Below are 15,784 nucleotides of genomic sequence, written 5' to 3' on the forward strand. Positions count from 1 at the left end.
GGGCTACGGGAGGTCGAACTCACCGCCCCGGACCCCGGCGGTGAAGGCGGCCCACTCGCCGGGGGCGAAGACCAGCGCCGGACCGGCGGTGTTCTTGGAGTCCCGCACCCCGACGAGCCCTCCACGCAGGTGGGCGACCTCGACACACTCGTTGTTCCCGCCGCTGAAACTCGACTTGAACCACTGCGCGTCGGACAGATTGGCCGTCATTGCCTGTACTCCCTCGCCATGCGCCGGAGCGCGTGCTTGCTGTCTGCCGGCGACAGGGCGGTGGCCCGGAGCCGCTCGAAGGTGCTCCGGAACTGGTCTACCACCTCGGCCTCGCGCAGCGACAGTAGCGGATGTCTCCCAGCAAAGAATCGGCGTTGCGATTTCCACCGCTGGCGCGATCGCTTCGAATGCTCCGAAGGCAGGTGGTAGTGGGGGAGGGGTCGTGGCCGCCGTCGCTGAGGGTGCCTCCGAGCGGGGAGGAGGCTCGGGATGGGATGCGGCCTGACACCCATCCGTCCGGTACCTGCGCTGCCGATCGAACTTGTCGGGCACTCAAGACTCAAGCGCGTCAAATGGTGACATTGTGATATTCGCATCAAACATGTTCGTCACCTCCAATCGGGAGTCCCGAGTCCCACTCAGTAGAGATTCGAGATACCTGGACGGTCAGGGGAACCCCACGTCTACAACTGCGCCGCCCAGGCCCGCGGCGAGCACCCCACCCGCTGGGTGAACGCCCGGGAGAACGCCGGCGCGGTGGCGTACCCGAGCTCGGTCGCGGTGCGCGCCACCGGCACGCCGGCCCGCAACCGCTCCTTGGCCACGGTGATCCGCCACCCACCGAGGTAGTCGGCGGGCGACTGCCCGACCGCCTCCTTGAACCGCGCGGCGAAAGCGCTGCGCGACATCCGCGCCTCCCGCGCCATGCCTTCGAGCGTCCACGCCCGCCCCGGCTCCTCGTGCACGGCGACCAGGGCGCGAGCCAGCCGCTCGTCGGCGAGGCCGGTGAGCAGCCCGGTGGGCAGGTCGAGGTCGTCGGCGTGCTCGAGGATCCAGCGGAAGAGCTGGATGAGCACGACTTCGAAGAGCCGGTCCACCAGCACGCGGTGCCCGCACTTCGCGGTGTCGATCTCGGCGAAGAGCAGGGCGAGCGCGGGTTCGAGGGTGGCGACGGCGTCGAGCGGGAGCACGATCACCGGGGGGAGGGTGCGGACCAGCGGGTGGTTCGATCCGCCCTCGAAGTCGACGCTGGCGCAGGCGAAGTCGGAGTCCGCGGTGGGCGCGTTGTGGAAGGAGTGGTCGAGCGGGCGGGGGTAGAAGAGCAGGCTGGGCCGGTCGACGTGGCGGGTGGCGAGCCGGTTGCCCGCCCCGCGGTGCGTGACCTCCATCGACCCGGCCCGCAGCACGTGCAGGAAGCCACGGCCGAGCCCGGCGTCGTAGGTCGTGACCCCGCAGAGCGGGCCGGTGTGGAAGAGCCGGGTCCGCACGCGGAATCGTTCGAGCAGCGGGGAGATCCGGTCCACGGAGGTCATGGGCCCATCCTCGCAGACGAATAGGTAAGAAATCGAGACGATAGGGCGCAAATCGTCCGGCTCGGCGCGGCAGGCTGGGAGCTGTCCGAAACACGACAACGAAGGAACCTCCCATGACACTCGTCCCCCTTGTCGAGCGCGAGAGCGCCACCGGCACCGTCCGCGAGCAGCTCGACAGCATCCACGCCGCCTTCGGCACGGTGCCCGCCATGTTCCGCGCGGTCGCGAACTCACCCGCCGCGCTGACCAGCATGTGGGCCGCCTTCGGCGCCTTCGGCGGCGGCGCGCTCGGCCCGGCGGTCGGCGAGCGGATCGCGGTGGCCGTCGCCAACCGCAATGCCTGCGAGTACTGCCTCGCCGCGCACACCGCGCTGGGCCGCAGGGCCGGGGTCGGCGGCGCGGACATGCGGGCCGCGCAGCTCGGCGAGTCCCCGGACCCGCGCACCGCCGCCCTGCTCGGCTTCGCGCTGAAGCTGGTGGCGGAGCGCGGACAGGTCGCCCCCGAGGAGGTGGGCGCGCTGCGCGACCTGGGGTGGAGCGATGAGCAGATCGTCGAGGCGATCGGACAGGTCGCGCTCAACCTGTTCACCAACTACATCAACGTGGCGCTCGGGGTTCCGCTCGACTTCCCGAAGGTGGCCCTGCGCTGAGGTTCGCCGAGCCGGGCAGCGCGTCCGGCGCGATCACCGGTCGGACAGCAGCTCGACGTAGCCGTCGGCGCCGTGCACCCGGATGCGCTGCCCGTCGCGAATGAGCGTGGTGGCGTGCTCGACGCCGACCACGGCGGGCAGGCCGTATTCGCGGGCGATCACCGCGCCGTGCGTCATGAGCCCGCCCGCCTCGGTCACCAGCCCGGCGATGGCGACGAACAGGGGGGTCCAGCTCGGGTCGGTGTAGACGGTGACGAGGATGTCGCCCGCTTCGAGGTCGGCGTGGGCGATGTCGGTGATGACGCGGGCGCGGCCTTCGACGGTCCCGGCGGAGACCGGGGTGCCGGGCAGCGCGCCGTCGGGCAGGTCGGTACGGCGGTAGGCGCCGGTGAGAACCTCGCCGTCGGAGGTGAGCACGCGCGGTGGAGTGAGTGCCTCGTGTGCGCGGAACGCGGCCCTGCGCGCGGTGATCAGCTCCGGGTCGGCGCGGTAGGTGGCCGCCACCTCGCGCAGTTCGTCGAAGCGGAGGTAGCCGATGTCGTCCGTGGCTTGCAGGACGCCGGCCGCGACCAGGCGTTCGGCCTCGCGCAGCAGGGCCTGCCTGTAGACGAAGTAGCGGCACACCATGCCGTACTTCGGGTACTCCCGGTAGCCGGAGAAGGTGCGGACCCGGTCGATCATGCGCTCGGTCTCCGCCGCCTTCGCGGTGCCGTCCGGGAGCGCCCGGACCCGGTCCAGAATCCGCTGTTTCGCCTGCTCGGCTTCGCGCAGGCCGTCGGCGAACTGCCGCGCGGCCGCCCCCGGCTCGAAACCGGCGACATTGCCGAGGATCGCGGGCAGCAGCGTGTCGGGCCGCTCGCGCCAGCGCGGCCGGGTGATGTCGATCTCGCCGGCGCAGCGCATGCCGTAGCGGTCAAGGAATTCTTCGATGGCGGTGCGTGCCTGTTCGCCGCCGGGGTGGTCGGGGAGTCGGTCCAGGAAGTCGTCCGGGGCAGCGTGCAGGTAGGCCACGACCTCCGGGTGCGGGCGGATGGCGTCGGCGACGTCGAGCAGCGCGAGCCCCATCTCCGAGGTGATGTTGCCTGCGACCGAGCGGGTGAGCGCGTCGGCGGCGTTGCGCTCGCCCAGCCAGTCGAGCAGCCGGTCGTTGAGCCACTCGGAGGCGTCCATGGCGGCGGTGATCAGCTGGAGTCCGCGCGGGTCGAACAGGACGCGGCGCAGCTCCTCGATGTCGGTGCGGATGAAGTCGAGCAGCGCGGCCCCGGTGTGGGCGTGGATGTCGCGCTTCAGCACCGCCAGCGATGCCTCGCTCCCGGCGATGAGCTCGCCGATGAGCGCGGGGTCGAGGTCGGGCGGTGCGGGCACCGTACCCGGGATCGGGCGCTCCGGTTCGGGCGCTTCGCTGCCGTAGCCGCCGCGCTCGACCAGGGTGCGCAGGGCATCGCCGAGCAGGGGATCGGATTTGCCGAGCGCGCTGACCAGCGCGGCGCGCGACCCCGGCGCCGCGAGCATGGCGGTGACGTCGACGAACAGCCGCCCGCCCGCGTCGCGCATGGGTGCGCCGCTGGTGAGCTGCCAGAGCGAGATCCCCAGCGGTTTCATGGCGTCGGTCATCATCTGCTGGTGGCCGACCGAGACGTAGACGTGGTCGCCGCCGTCGGCGGCCTCCGGGATCGGGAACAGCGTGGTGATCGGTCTGCTCTGCACGATGCGGATCCCGTCGTCGCCCAGGCACCACTCGATGTCCTGCGGGCTGCCGAAGTGCGCTTCGATCCGGCGGCCTAGCCGCTCGAGGTCGAGCACCTCGGCGTCGGAGAGCACCGGCTCGTCGCGGAGCTCGGGGGCGAGCTCGCGCACCCGGGTGCCCCCGCCGGGCTCCGGCTCGACGGCGAGCTTCTTGGTCGCGGTCGTGCGCTCGACGATCACGCCGCCGCGCACCCGGACGTTGTCGGCGTTCACCAGCCCCGAGACCAGCGCCTCGCCGAGCCCGAAACCGGCGTCGATCGAGGTGACGGTCCGATCCGAGGTGACCGGATCGGCGGTGACCAGCACCCCCGCGGCGCGCGGGAAGACCATGGCCTGCACCACCACCGCCATCCGGATCCCGCTGTGCCCGAACCCGTTCCGCTGCCGGTAGGCAACGGCGCGCTCGGTGAACAGCGAACCCCAGCAGCGCCGCACGTGCGCGAGAATCTCCGGCGCGCCGACGATGTTGAGGTAGCTGTCCTGCTGTCCGGCGAAGGACGCCGTCGGGAGGTCCTCGGCCGTGGCGCTGGAGCGCACGGCGTAGGCCCCGTTCGCGCCGAGCCGGGCGTGCGCCGCGACGATCTCCGCCGCGACGTCGCCGGGAATCTCCAGCTCCTCGATCACCGCGCGGACCCGTGCGCTGAGCACCCGGGTCGCCTCCCGGTCACCCGGCTCGAGCCGGGACAGCTCGCCGAACAGCGCGTCCAGCCCCGGTGCGCCCGCCACCGCGCGGGTGTAGGCCGCCGTCGTCACGCAGAACCCGTCCGGAACCCGCACACCATCCACGCGGGACAGCTCACCGAGGTTCGCGCCCTTGCCGCCGACCACCGCGACCTGCGTCCGATCGATCTCCGCGAAGCCGAGCACATAAGCCATACCGCCACACTCCTCACCTGGGGTTTTCACGCAACGGCAGCGAGTATGGATCACTTTTCGGGAGCTCATGAGGGCGCGGAATCGTGTATACAGTAAAAGGGGGATGGGGGATCAGACCTTGCTTGGATGCCAGTGCGGTACCCGGCCGGTCGTGGCGAGAATGCGATCCAGCGTCGGTGCGCAATCCGGGATCGGCACGGCGGGGCCGTAGGCACCCATTTCCCTCCCCTGCTCGGCGGTCGCGCTCACCTGCTCGAGGAGGAAGCTCAAAAGCTCATCGTCCCAGCAGGCATCGATGCCGAGCGCCCGGCCCAGATCCCAGCCGTGCACGACCAGCTCACCGACCACCATGCCGCCGAGCATCGGCGCGGGCAGTACGGCACCGGCGAACTCGGCCGTGCCGTGCCAGGCCCGCGGCTCGCTCCAGGCGGCGACGATCTCGTCTACCCGCGTGCGCAGGGTTTCGGTGAGAGCGGCGTCGCGCGGCAGGGATTCGGCCATGGGCGGCGCCTGCTCCCGGCGGCCCGCGGCGGCCAGCCCGGGCGCCCAGTACAGCAGGTGGTTCACCAGGGCGGCCACGTCGTAGTCGGCGCACGGGGTGCGGCGGTCCAGGTCGGCGGGGGTGATCGCCGCGGCGATCCGCAGCAGGGGCGCGGCGGCCGCTGCCATCGTCTCCGGAGTGCTCATGGCCGCCAGCCAACCAGCCGCGGGCCCGGCTGTCTTGAACGAACGCGACACCTACACTCGCGTCATGAGGGATGCCCGTGAGCTGGGCGGGGCCTGGCGGCGGTTCCAGCGGCACGAGACCGCCGCGCCGTCGCCGGAGCTCGCCGGGTACATCGAGCACTACTGGACCGTGCACTGGGACTACACCGAGCCCTACCGCCAGCTCATCACGGCGCTGCCGCGCGTGCACCTCACGATCAGCAGTCAGGTGGGCGCGACGGTGCGCGGGGTCACCAGGGGGCACCGCCACCAGACGTTGACCGGGAGCGGCCGGGTGTTCGGCGTCGCCTTCCGGCCCGGCGCGTTCCGCCCGATCCTCGGCGCGCCGGTATCCGGGCTCACCGACCGGGTCGCCGACGCCGCCGCCATCTTCGGCACCGAGCCGCCGCAGTGCCCGGAGGTGGCGACGATCGAGGAGTTCCTGCGCCGGCGGCTACCCGAGCCGAGCGCGGCGAGCCGGGCGGCGGTCGCGGCGGTCGCGCTGATCGCCGCCCGCCCCGACCTCACCCGCGTCGACCGGCTCGCCACCGAGCTCGGCTCCCCGATGCGGACCCTGCAGCGGCTCTTCGCCGAGCACGTCGGGGTGAGCCCCAAGTGGGTGCTGCGCCGCTACCGGGTGCAGGAGGTCGCGCGCAGGCTCGCGGCGGGCGCGGAGATCGATTGGCCCGCACTCGCCGCCGACCTCGGCTACGCCGACCAGGCCCACTTCGTCCGCGACTTCACCCGCCTGATGGGCGAGCCCCCGACGCGGTTCGCCGCACGCTACTGAGACCGCCCGGAACGTTTCCCGGCGGGCAGATTCACCCGATATGCTCGGTGGGCGAACGATTTCCGCCGCGGGCCGTCGATGCCGACGGAGTCATCCGGCCGGGGCGCGCGGGATCAGAAGGCTCGACGGGGGAGGGCTCGAACGATGAACATTCGACGACTGGGCGCGGGGCTGGCGGCATCGCTGGGGATCGGGGTGCTCTGCGGCGCGACAGCCGTTCCGGCGCAGGCGGATCCGCTGCCGCAGTTCGCGCCGATCGGCACCACGCTCTACACCTTCGGTGACGCGAACTTCTGCGCCGGAGCGATTTCCGTGGATCTGGAGGCGGCGCCGAAGCGGCCCGGGTTCGTGCGGGCGCGGGTGACGCCGCAGGGCTACCTGAGCGGGCCGTGCGGCAATCACGTCATGATCGGCTGGGTCGGCTCGGCCGGCTTCCGGCACCAGGACGTCTACGTGCGCACCGGGGCCCAGCGCGGCAAGACCGTGACCGTCGACCTGTGGGTGGGGATGGGCCCGGCCAAGATCATGTCGAGCAGCTGGCCGATCCAGGGCCCGTTCGCCGAGTGGTACCTCTACGTCCCGTAACCCCGGGCGCTCAGGGCAGGTCGGCGAAGCGGACGTCCGCGGCCGCCGCGCTGACGTGCAGCCCGTCGGGGCCCGCGCGGATGTCGGTGATCTGGGCGCCGAGCGGCAGGTCCTGGAGCGGGATCGTGAAGGCCAGGCTGCGGCTGAGCACCGAGAGCGGCAGCGCCGGGCCGCCGACCGCGGCCTGCACCGAGATCGGGGTGAGTTCGATGCCGTCGGCGGTGGGAGCCATCGCGAAGACGATGGTCGCGGGCACCGGGAACGGCAACCCCTCCACCCGGAAGGTGCCGGTCACCTGCAGCCCATCGGGGCTGTCGGAGAGTTCGCGGACGCCGTCGTCGGCGAAGCGCCGCACGGTGTCGTAGGCGACCACCGCCTCGGCGGTCGCCCCGGCCGCGACCAGGGTCGAGGTGTCGCCCCCGATCAGGTCGGCGAGCGGGGCGGTGACGTCGGTGAGGGTGAGCCGCAGGTCGCGCACGGTGACGTCCTGCTCGCTCCACTCGCCCGCCCGGATGTCGATGGTCTCGTACCGGCCGTCGGCGGCCTGGGTGAGGAACGGAAAGCCGCCGATGTCCACCGCCGGATCGCGGTCCAGCGCGTACTCGGCGGCGATCCGGCGCCCGATCTCGTTCTGCGCCATCAGCACCGCGATCCGGTCGCCCGCGATCAGCGCGATCGCCGCGACCACGATCAGTATCACCAGCGCGCGCATGCGCTCACCTGCTCGGTCACCGCACCATCATCGCCGCTGCGGGCCGCGGGGGCGAACCGATCCGCGCTATCGGGCGCCGATCAGGGCGCGTCCAGCACGCCCGCGGGCACGCTGTAGGGCAGGAACCGCACCCGGCGGCGGTCGTCGGTGTTGTCGCGGTGCGCGCGCAGCGCCTCCAGCTCGCTGGGGAAGACCTGGTCGACCCTGGCCGCTCCGCCCTCGTCGACGGTGTAGATCACCCAGACGCCGCTGCCGGACTCGCCGGTCGTCTCGCCCTCCGGCTTCGGTGTCGTGCGCGGCTTCTCCGGCTGCGGCGCGAACTGGCCGAGCAGCGCCGCCAGCGAGCCGACGCTCGCGCCGTCCACGCGCTCCAGGTACCCGCCCGCCTTGCCGATCAGATCGCGCAGCTCGATGCCCGCCTCACGCAGCGCGCGCTCGACATCTTCCGGGTCGAGGCCGAAGGGCCCGTTGGTTGCCATCGCATGTGCTCCTGGGGGACGAGTCGAATCACTACGTCCCCGAGTGTCCTCGCGAATCGCCGATCACGCCACGTCGGTCACCGCGCGGGTGACGGACTCGTCCTCGCGGAACACGAACCGGTCGATGCGCGGCTGGTTGCCGATCACCTCGGCCGCCGCCCCTGGATCGACCAGCGGGCCGACGAAGGCGTAGTAGGTCCACTCCCGCCCGCTGCCGTCCCGGCGCGGGGAGCGGCCGTGGCGCAGCTCCCGCACCCGCCGCCACAGCCCGGTGCCCGCGGGATCGGCCACCACATCCCCGAGACCCACGTCGGTCACCGCCACCGATTCGGTCCGCATGTGCTGATTCTGGCAGTCGCGCGTCGCGGCGTCGCGCCGGAATCGGCAGCGGCTCAGGGCGCGCGGAACGCGCTGATCATGAGCGCGGCGTAGTGGCTGGTTGCGGCGGCCCCGAGCACACTCCGCTCGGAGCCGGGTCAGCGGGCGAGCGCTCCGGGGCGCAGGTCGATGCGGCGCAGGAGCTGGGCGTTGGCGGCGACGACGACGGTGGAGGCGGACATGAGCAGGGCGCCGATCTCCATGGGCAGGGTGATGTTCCAGTGTGCGAGCACCCCGGCGGCCAGCGGGACGGCGACGATGTTGTAACCCGCGGCCCAGGCGAGGTTCTGGATCATCTTGCGGTAGGTGGCCCTGGAGAGGGCGATGACCGAGAGCACCGCGCGCGGGTCGTCACCGGCCAGGACCACTCCGGCGGAGGCGATGGCGACGTCGGTGCCCGCGCCGATGGCGATACCGACGTCGGCGCGGGCGAGGGCGGGGGCGTCGTTGACGCCGTCGCCGACCATGGCGACCCGGTGCCCGGCGTGCTGCAGCGCCGCGACCGCGGCGCCCTTGGCTCCGGGCAGGACTCCGGCGACGACATCGTCGATGCCGAGCCGGGCGGCGACCGCGCGGGCGACCGGTTCGGCGTCGCCGGTGATCATGGCGACGCGGATCCCCCGCTCGTGCAACGCTTCGACCGCGTGCGCGGATTCGGGGCGGATCTCGTCGGCCAGGGCGAGTGCCCCGGCGACGGCACCGTCGCGCAGCACGTGCAGCACCGTCGAGCCCGCCCACGCGGCGGCCTCCGGCAGCGGGTCGAGGCCGTGCTCGGCGAGCATGCCGGGGCCGCCGACGGAGACGGTGGCGCCCGCGACGGTCGCGGTGACGCCGATGCCGTTGCGCGCGGTGAACCCGGTCGCCGGGGCGACGGCGAGGCCGCGCGCCGCCGCGGCGGCCACGATGGCCCGGCCGAGCGGATGCTCGCTGTCCGCCTCGACGGCGGCGGCGAGGGCGATGGCCTCGTCACCGGTGGCCGCGTGCAGCGCGGGTTCGCCACGGGTGAGCGTGCCGGTCTTGTCGAACAGCACCGTGTCGACCGTGCGCATGGCCTCCAGCGCGCGGCGGTCGGTGACCAGTACCCCGCCGGCCGCCGCGCGTTCGGTGGCGATGGCGACCACGAGGGGAATGGCCAGGCCGAGCGCGTGCGGGCAGGCGATGACCAGCACGGTGATGGTGCGGGTGATCGCGGATTGCGGCTCGCCGAGGATCAGCCACACCGCCGCGGTGAGCACGGCGGTGCCCGCGGCGAACCAGAACAGCAGCGCCGCGGCGCGATCGGCCAGGACCTGGGCGCGGGACGTCGAGTTCTGCGCCTCGGCCACCAGGCGCTGGATCCCGGCCAGCGCCGTGTCGGCGCCGACCGCGGTGACCCGTACCCGCAGCCCCGAATCGGTGGTGACGGTGCCTGCCACGACGGTGTCACCGGGCGCGCGGCGCACGGGCGCCGATTCGCCGGTGATCATGGACTCGTCCACATCGGCGGTGCCGGACTCCACCGTTCCGTCGGCGGGCACCCGGCCGCCGGGGCGGACCACGACCAGGTCGCCCGCGCGCAGGTCGCCGAGAGCCACGGTGCCGGGGGTGCCGGTCTCGTCGAGGCGTTCGGCATCGTCGGGCAGCAGCGCGGCCAGTGATTCCAGGGCACTCGACGCGCGGCCGAGCGAGCGCATCTCGATCCAGTGCCCGAGCAGCATGATCACGATCAGCAGCGCCAGCTCCCACCAGAACTCGAGGTCGTGGGCGAGCAGCCCGAGGGTCGCACCCCAGGACGCGCCGAAGGCGACGGTGATCGCCAGCGCGATCAGCAGCATCATGCCCGGCTGCCCGGCGCGGAGTTCGGCGACGGCGCCGGCGAGGAAGGGGCGCCCGCCCCAGAGGTACATGACCGTGCCACCGACCGGGGCGACCCAGGTCAGTGCTCCGGGCACGGTGTAACCGACCAGATCGGCGAACATCATGGAGGTGGCGACGACCGGGATCGCGAGCACCGCCATCACCCCGAACAGCCGCCGGAACACTGCCGCGTCGTGACCGGCGTGTGCCCCGTGGTCGTGCGGGGCGGAAGCCTCGCCGGTGTGGTCGTGGTGCGTCGCGTGCTCGCTGGACATACTCGGACCATATACCCCCTAGGGGTATCTGTCCAGGTGGTGTGCGCGGCAGGGCGGCCGCTCGCTACCGTGAAGCGGGCCGAACTACGCATACCGTCGAACCCCGCACCGGGGTCGGGCGGCCGCGCGAGGATCGGACCGGCCGCGGCGGCTCGCCGTCGTGGTTTCCGTCGCGGCGCAGCGGTCATTCCGGGACGGGGGAGCGGCGTAGGAAAGGGTTCTGCACATGGGCGAGACGTGGTTCGGCCACTACCGCCTCGATCGGCTGCTCGGCAGCGGCGGCTCGGGCCGGGTCTGGCTGGCGCACGACACCGCCACCGACCGGGACGTCGCGCTCAAGGTGCTCGCCGCCGACCTGGCCGCCGACCCCGGCTTCCGGCGGCGGTTCACCCGCGAGGCCAGGCTCGCCGCGCAGCTGCGCGGCCCGCACACCGTCGCCATCCACGCCTTCGGCGAGCACGACGGCCACCTCTACCTCGACATGGAGCTCGTCGACGGCATCGACGCCGCCGCGTTGCTGCGCCGCGAGGGACGGCTCGCGCCCGGGCGCGCCACCGCCGTCGTCGCCCAGGCGGGCGCCGCGCTGGCGGCGGCGCACCGGATCGGGCTCGTGCACCGCGACGTCAAGCCGTCGAACCTCATGGTGACCGCGGAGGAGTTCGTCTACCTGATCGACTTCGGCACTGCCATGCGTGACGGGCAGCCGGCGATCACCGCCACCGGCAACCTGGTCGGGACCCTTGGCTACGTGGCGCCGGAGCGCTTCTCCGGCGCCGCCGACGCCCGCTCGGACCAGTACTCGCTGGCCTGCGTGCTCTTCGAACTGCTCACCGGGCGTAGGCCGTTCGGCGACGGTGACTCGCCGCAGCAGGTGCTCGCGCACCTCATGACCGCGCCGCCAGCGGCGAGCATGCTGAACCCCGCCGTTCCGCGGGAGCTGGACGCGGTGATCGCGCGCGGGATGGCGAAGGAGCCGCGGGCGCGGTTCGCCGATGTGGAGGAGTTCGTCGCGGCCGCCCGGGCCGCCGCGGGCGGGGCCGATATCGCGACGGCCGATATCGCGCCCGCGACCGTGGCCGGTTCCTGGTATCGGCACCCAGCTCCGCCCACCCTGCCGGAGACGGCGCCCCGCGCGGGCAGCAAGCGCCCTGGGATCGCGGTCGCCGCGCTGGCCGGGCTCGCCGCGCTGATCGGCGGTGTCCTGCTGCTCGACCGGCCCGACCCGCCCGGGAGCACCGAGGTCGCCCCGACGTCCCCGCCCGGCACCGCGGTGCCCACCGCCGCGCCGATCGCGCAGACCCCCGGCCCCGTCGTGCTCGACACCTGCGGTCCGGCGCAATGCACCGCGGTGATCCAGGCGCCACCGCCCCCGATCGGCGACCCCGACCCCGGTGCCACCGTCGCCGAGCCCGGCCCGGTCAACCCCGGCCCCGCGGTCGCAGACCTGCCGGAGCCCGACCCCGGGAACGGCAACCCCGGCAATGGAAACGGCAACGGCAACGGCCGGGTGAAACCCGAGAAGCCGGACAAGCCCGCCAAGCCGGACAAGTAGCCGCCTAGGGTGACCGGCATGAGTGAGTTGTCGGGAAAGGTCGCGCTGGTCACCGGCGCGTCGTCGGGGCTGGGCGCGGCGGTGGCCCGGCTGTTCGGGCAACGCGGAGCCACCGTCTTCGGCGTCGGCCGCGACGAACAGCGGCTGGCGGCGGTGTTCACCGAGGTGCCGGGCGGGCGGTATGCGGTGGCCGACATCGCCGGTGCGCACCGCTGCCGCGAGGTGGTCGAGCAGTGCGCCGCGGAGCTGGGCCGCCTCGACATCCTGGTCAACGTCGCCGGACAGCACGCCATGCGGCACACCGCCCAGGTCACCGACGAGGAGTGGGAGCGCGACCTCGCGGTCAACCTGAACGGCCCCTTCTACCTCTCCCGCGCCGCCCTGCCGCACCTGCTCGCGGCGGGCGGCTCCATCGTCAACGTCGCCTCGATCGCCGGCATCGAGGGGCAGGCGTACTCGGCCGGGTACTGCGCGGCCAAACACGGCCTGGTCGGGCTGACCCGCGCGCTCGCCGTCGAGTTCACCGCGCAGCGGCTGCGGGTCAACGCGATCTGCCCGGGCGGCATGCTCACCCCGCAGGTCACCGGCTTCACCCTGCCCGATGGCGCCGACCCGAACCTGGTCATGCGGGTGGCCTCGCCGCGCGGGCTCAGCGAGCCGGAGTCCGTCGCCAAGCTCGTCGCCTTCCTGGCGAGCGACGACGCGGCCGCGATCCACGGCGCGATCTACACCGCCGACAACGGCAAGACCGCGGGCTGATCAGGCGGGTTCGCGCCGCCGCAGCCGGAACTCGCTCGGCGCCACCCCGCGCACCCGCTTGAAGGCGGCGCTGAACCCGAACGGATCGGAGTAGCCGACGACGCGCGCCACGTCGGCGATGCTGCCGTCCTGCTCGGTCAGCAGATCCGCGGCCAGCGTCATCCGCCAGCGCGTGAGGTAGGTCAGCGGCGGCTCGCCGACCAGCTCGGCGAAGCGCTTGGCCAGCGTGGAGCGGGAGACGCCGGTGCGCCCGGCCAGCGTCGCGACCGTCCAGGGCGCGGCGGGCTCGGCGTGCAGCAGCCGCAGCGCGTCACCGACGACCGGGTCGCGCTGCGCGGCCCACCACGCGGGCGGCTCGCCACCGGGCCGGTCGAACCACTCGCGCAGGGTGCACACCAGCATCCAGTCCAGCAGCCGGTCCAGCACCACCTGCTGGCCGGGGACGTCGGCGCCGACCTCGGCGGCGAGGTGGTCGAGCACCGCGTCCCCGGTCCCGCCCGACCCCACCCGCAGCACCGCGGGCAGCGCCTCGAGCAGCCTGCCGCTGATCTCCCCGCGCACCGGGTAGGCGCCGACGATCAGCGTGGTCGCCCCCGGCGCGGGCTCACCGCACTCCGCCCAGCCCAGCCGGTACCGGGTACCGCCCTGCTCCGGCCCCGAGCAGAACGCCCCGCAGGCCACCGGCGCGGCAGCCGTGCCGGGATCGTCGACGAAGGTGAAGGTCGCGGGGCCACGCACCACGGCCGTCTCGTAGGCGCGGACCCGCTCCGGCGCCCCGTCCTCGGGCACGATCCAGCCCGCCCCCGACAGCACCGTGCACAGCGTGAGCGGCGCGCCGTCCACGAAGTGCAGCGACCACGGCGGGGTGAGCGTCGAGCTGCCGAACAACGAACCATGCGCCCGCACCCCGCGAATCAGGTCACCGAAGACATCCACCCCCGCCAGATTAGACGAATGGACAGGCAATCCGGCTTCTCACCTATGGAACTGTCCGGCTCGGCCCCGTTGAATCAAGGTCCATGAGCACCGACACCACCCTCGTCCTCGGCGCGACCGGCAAGACCGGCCGCCGGGTCGCCGCCCGCCTGCGCATGCGCGGCACCCCGACCCGGACCGCCTCCCGCTCCAGCCCCACCCCCTTCGCCTGGGCGCACCCCGACGGCTGGGACGCCGCCCTCACCGGCGCCACCGCCGTCTACCTCATCGCCCCGCCGGTGCCCGGCCCCGTCCACGACTTCGTCACCAGGGCCACCGCCGCCGGAGTCCGCCGGGTGGTGCTGCTCTCCGGCCGCGGCGCCGACACCTGGGGCGGCTCCGACTTCGGGCTCGACATGCGCGACGCCGAGGACGCCGTCCGCGGCTCCACGCTGGAATGGACCATCCTGCGGGCGAGCAACTTCGACCAGAACTTCGACGAGGACCTCTTCCACGCCCCGCTCACTTCCGGCGAACTCGCCCTCCCCGCGGGCGTGGTCCCCGAACCCTTCCTCGACGCCGAGGACGTCGCCGACGCCGCGGCCACCGTCCTGACGCAGCCGGCCACCCACGCCGGCCGCGTCTACGAACTCACCGGCCCGCGCGCCCTCACCTTCGCCGAGGCCGTCGAGCTCATCGCCCGCGCCGCCGGAGAGCCCATCACCTACCGCGAACTGACCCCCGCCGACTACGTGACCGCCCTGGTCGAACAGGGCTGGAACCGCGGCACCGCCGACCACGTCACCGCCATGTTCGCGCTCATGGCCCGCGGCCTGTTCGCCACCCCCACCGACGACGTCGCCACCCTGCTCGGCCGCGCACCCCGCCCCTTCGAGGACTACGTCGCCCGCACCGCCGTCACCGGAATCTGGCAGAAGGGACGGGCATGAGCACCCTCACCCCCGACGACATCACCTTCCTGCGCCGCCCCCTGCACGGCTTCCTCACCGTCGCCGCGGGCCCCGTACCGCCGCAGCCGCGCCCGGTCTGGTTCGAACTCGCCGACGACGGCACCGTCCAGGTCTTCACCGAACCCGGCTCCGCCAAGCTCCGGCGGCTCGCGAAGGACCCGCGCGCCTCGCTCGTGGTCGCCGCACCGGTGGGGGAGCGCGAACGCTGGATCTCGGTCACCGGCCCGGTCACCGTCGAACCCGACGGCGCCCGCGAACTCTGCGACCGGCTCGCCGCCCGCTACTGGGACCTCGACGACCCCGACCGCGCCGCCGAGCTCGCCGCCATGCGCGCGGGCGAGCTGGTCCGGATCGTGCTGCACCCGGAGAAGGTGGCCCGCGTGGGCTACTAGCCGCTCTTCAGCGGGTCGTGACCCCAGTTCATCAGCGAGTAGCGCCACTTCGTGTCCTCGACATCCCCGGAGGGGCGCTGCTTCGCGTGCCGGTGCACGTAGCCGACCACCTTGCGCATGTGCGCGTAATCGGCGTCGGTGAGCTCGTCGGCGGCGAGGATGTCCAGGATCCGGCGGCCACTGTGGTGGCCGGTGGACTCACCTCCGCCGTCCGGCTTCTGACCCACCGCCTTCGACTCGTCGGTCTCCAGCCAGCGGCGCAGCTCGGCGCCGGTCATATTGACCACCGCGCCGAACTCCTTCGCGGTCGCGTCGTCGTCGTCAGTCATCGCTCGCCGGCTTCAGCGCCGATGGCTTGTGCACCGCGTCCCGGCCGCTCTTCGCGCTGCGCACCCGGTACTGCGGATCGTCCTTCGACGCCCGGACCGTGCGCCCGGCCGCCTCGGTATCGGAGGTGATCTTCTCCTCGACCTTGCCCTCGGCGGTGCTGCCGTGGCTCTTCCACTCCACCCTGTCGCCCTTGCGGAACGTGTCGTCGTTGCTCATGCGCGGCTCCTCATCGTCGAAGATCAGCGAACAACCCGGACCTACCCGAGCCACCCGACCGGAAACGCCCAGCTCGGCAGGCGCGCGAGGCCGG

General features: G+C 73.0%; 18 protein-coding genes. 7 read left to right on the plus strand and 11 right to left on the minus strand.

Annotated features, from left to right (window positions below; all coding sequences use genetic code 11):
* Window positions 1–3: 3 nt before the first annotated feature.
* Window positions 4–210 carry a DUF397 domain-containing protein gene (locus LTT61_RS01430; protein ID WP_233018099.1) on the minus strand — a complete coding sequence of 69 codons (207 nt, stop codon included), beginning with the start codon at window positions 208–210 and terminating at the stop codon, window positions 4–6.
* 464 nt (window positions 211–674) lie between these two features.
* Window positions 675–1,523 (minus strand): helix-turn-helix transcriptional regulator, encoded by an 849-nt coding sequence (locus LTT61_RS01435; RefSeq protein ID WP_233018100.1) that lies wholly within the window; start codon window positions 1,521–1,523, stop codon window positions 675–677.
* A gap of 113 nt (window positions 1,524–1,636) precedes the next feature.
* Here LTT61_RS01435 and LTT61_RS01440 point away from each other — a divergent pair, with 113 nt between their 5' ends.
* The gene (locus LTT61_RS01440; protein ID WP_233018101.1) at window positions 1,637–2,173 is read left to right on the plus strand and encodes a carboxymuconolactone decarboxylase family protein; all 537 of its coding nucleotides are present in this window, start codon (window positions 1,637–1,639) and stop codon (window positions 2,171–2,173) included.
* A gap of 33 nt (window positions 2,174–2,206) precedes the next feature.
* On the opposite strand, the gene rph is transcribed toward LTT61_RS01440, so the two are convergent.
* Together rph and LTT61_RS01450 are read right to left on the minus strand one after the other, a co-directional pair.
* A complete protein-coding gene (gene rph / locus LTT61_RS01445) occupies window positions 2,207–4,795 on the minus strand; it encodes a rifamycin-inactivating phosphotransferase (protein WP_233018102.1) in 2,589 nt (862 codons plus the stop codon).
* 111 nt (window positions 4,796–4,906) lie between these two features.
* Window positions 4,907–5,482: a TIGR03086 family metal-binding protein gene (locus tag LTT61_RS01450; protein WP_233018103.1), complete on the minus strand. Its 576-nt coding sequence runs from the start codon at window positions 5,480–5,482 to the stop codon at window positions 4,907–4,909.
* A gap of 64 nt (window positions 5,483–5,546) precedes the next feature.
* On the opposite strand from LTT61_RS01450, the gene LTT61_RS01455 reads away from it, so the two are divergent.
* Both LTT61_RS01455 and LTT61_RS01460 read left to right on the plus strand, forming a co-directional pair.
* Entirely contained in the window at window positions 5,547–6,290 is a 744-nt protein-coding gene (locus tag LTT61_RS01455) for an AraC family transcriptional regulator (RefSeq protein ID WP_233018104.1), read from the plus strand.
* A 144-nt stretch (window positions 6,291–6,434) separates the two neighbouring features.
* Complete coding sequence (locus LTT61_RS01460) at window positions 6,435–6,875, plus strand: hypothetical protein (RefSeq protein ID WP_233018105.1); 441 nt, start codon at window positions 6,435–6,437, stop codon at window positions 6,873–6,875.
* Between the two features lie 10 nt (window positions 6,876–6,885).
* Here LTT61_RS01460 and LTT61_RS01465 read toward each other — a convergent pair whose 3' ends face one another.
* The 4 genes from LTT61_RS01465 to LTT61_RS01480 all read right to left on the minus strand — a co-directional run bounded on the left by LTT61_RS01465 (window position 6,886) and on the right by LTT61_RS01480 (window position 10,555).
* Window positions 6,886–7,587, minus strand: coding sequence for a DUF2993 domain-containing protein (locus tag LTT61_RS01465; protein WP_233018106.1), 702 nt, complete (start codon window positions 7,585–7,587; stop codon window positions 6,886–6,888).
* An 80-nt stretch (window positions 7,588–7,667) separates the two neighbouring features.
* Entirely contained in the window at window positions 7,668–8,066 is a 399-nt protein-coding gene (locus tag LTT61_RS01470; RefSeq protein ID WP_233018107.1) for a hypothetical protein, read from the minus strand.
* Window positions 8,067–8,129: 63 nt separating this feature from the next.
* Entirely contained in the window at window positions 8,130–8,405 is a 276-nt protein-coding gene (locus LTT61_RS01475; protein WP_233018108.1) for a hypothetical protein, read from the minus strand.
* A 137-nt stretch (window positions 8,406–8,542) separates the two neighbouring features.
* Window positions 8,543–10,555 carry a copper-translocating P-type ATPase gene (locus LTT61_RS01480; RefSeq protein ID WP_233018109.1) on the minus strand — a complete coding sequence of 671 codons (2,013 nt, stop codon included), beginning with the start codon at window positions 10,553–10,555 and terminating at the stop codon, window positions 8,543–8,545.
* Between the two features lie 226 nt (window positions 10,556–10,781).
* Between LTT61_RS01480 and LTT61_RS01485 the strand changes: the two genes are divergently transcribed.
* Window positions 10,782–12,107 carry a serine/threonine-protein kinase gene (locus LTT61_RS01485; protein WP_233018110.1) on the plus strand — a complete coding sequence of 442 codons (1,326 nt, stop codon included), beginning with the start codon at window positions 10,782–10,784 and terminating at the stop codon, window positions 12,105–12,107.
* An 18-nt stretch (window positions 12,108–12,125) separates the two neighbouring features.
* Complete coding sequence (locus LTT61_RS01490) at window positions 12,126–12,866, plus strand: SDR family NAD(P)-dependent oxidoreductase (protein ID WP_233018111.1); 741 nt, start codon at window positions 12,126–12,128, stop codon at window positions 12,864–12,866.
* On the opposite strand, the gene LTT61_RS01495 is transcribed toward LTT61_RS01490, so the two are convergent.
* Window positions 12,867–13,802 carry an AraC family transcriptional regulator gene (locus LTT61_RS01495; protein WP_233018112.1) on the minus strand — a complete coding sequence of 312 codons (936 nt, stop codon included), beginning with the start codon at window positions 13,800–13,802 and terminating at the stop codon, window positions 12,867–12,869.
* An 83-nt stretch (window positions 13,803–13,885) separates the two neighbouring features.
* On the opposite strand from LTT61_RS01495, the gene LTT61_RS01500 reads away from it, so the two are divergent.
* Together LTT61_RS01500 and LTT61_RS01505 are read left to right on the plus strand one after the other, a co-directional pair.
* Window positions 13,886–14,731 carry an NAD(P)H-binding protein gene (locus tag LTT61_RS01500; RefSeq protein WP_233018113.1) on the plus strand — a complete coding sequence of 282 codons (846 nt, stop codon included), beginning with the start codon at window positions 13,886–13,888 and terminating at the stop codon, window positions 14,729–14,731.
* On the plus strand, window positions 14,728–15,144 hold the full coding sequence (locus LTT61_RS01505) for a pyridoxamine 5'-phosphate oxidase family protein (RefSeq protein WP_233018114.1): 417 nt from the start codon (window positions 14,728–14,730) through the stop codon (window positions 15,142–15,144). Before LTT61_RS01500 ends, LTT61_RS01505 begins: the two co-directional genes overlap by 4 nt.
* Here LTT61_RS01505 and LTT61_RS01510 read toward each other — a convergent pair.
* Together LTT61_RS01510 and LTT61_RS01515 are read right to left on the minus strand one after the other, a co-directional pair.
* Window positions 15,141–15,473 (minus strand): DUF3140 domain-containing protein, encoded by a 333-nt coding sequence (locus LTT61_RS01510; protein WP_233018115.1) that lies wholly within the window; start codon window positions 15,471–15,473, stop codon window positions 15,141–15,143. The two genes, LTT61_RS01505 and LTT61_RS01510, sit on opposite strands and share 4 nt — an antisense overlap.
* Window positions 15,466–15,690, minus strand: a complete 225-nt coding sequence (locus LTT61_RS01515; RefSeq protein ID WP_233018116.1) for a DUF2945 domain-containing protein — start codon at window positions 15,688–15,690, stop codon at window positions 15,466–15,468. Before LTT61_RS01515 ends, LTT61_RS01510 begins: the two co-directional genes overlap by 8 nt.
* Window positions 15,691–15,784 lie beyond the last annotated feature (94 nt).

It is taken from the genome of Nocardia asteroides, from assembly GCF_021183625.1.
Lineage (GTDB): Bacteria > Actinomycetota > Actinomycetes > Mycobacteriales > Mycobacteriaceae > Nocardia > Nocardia asteroides_A.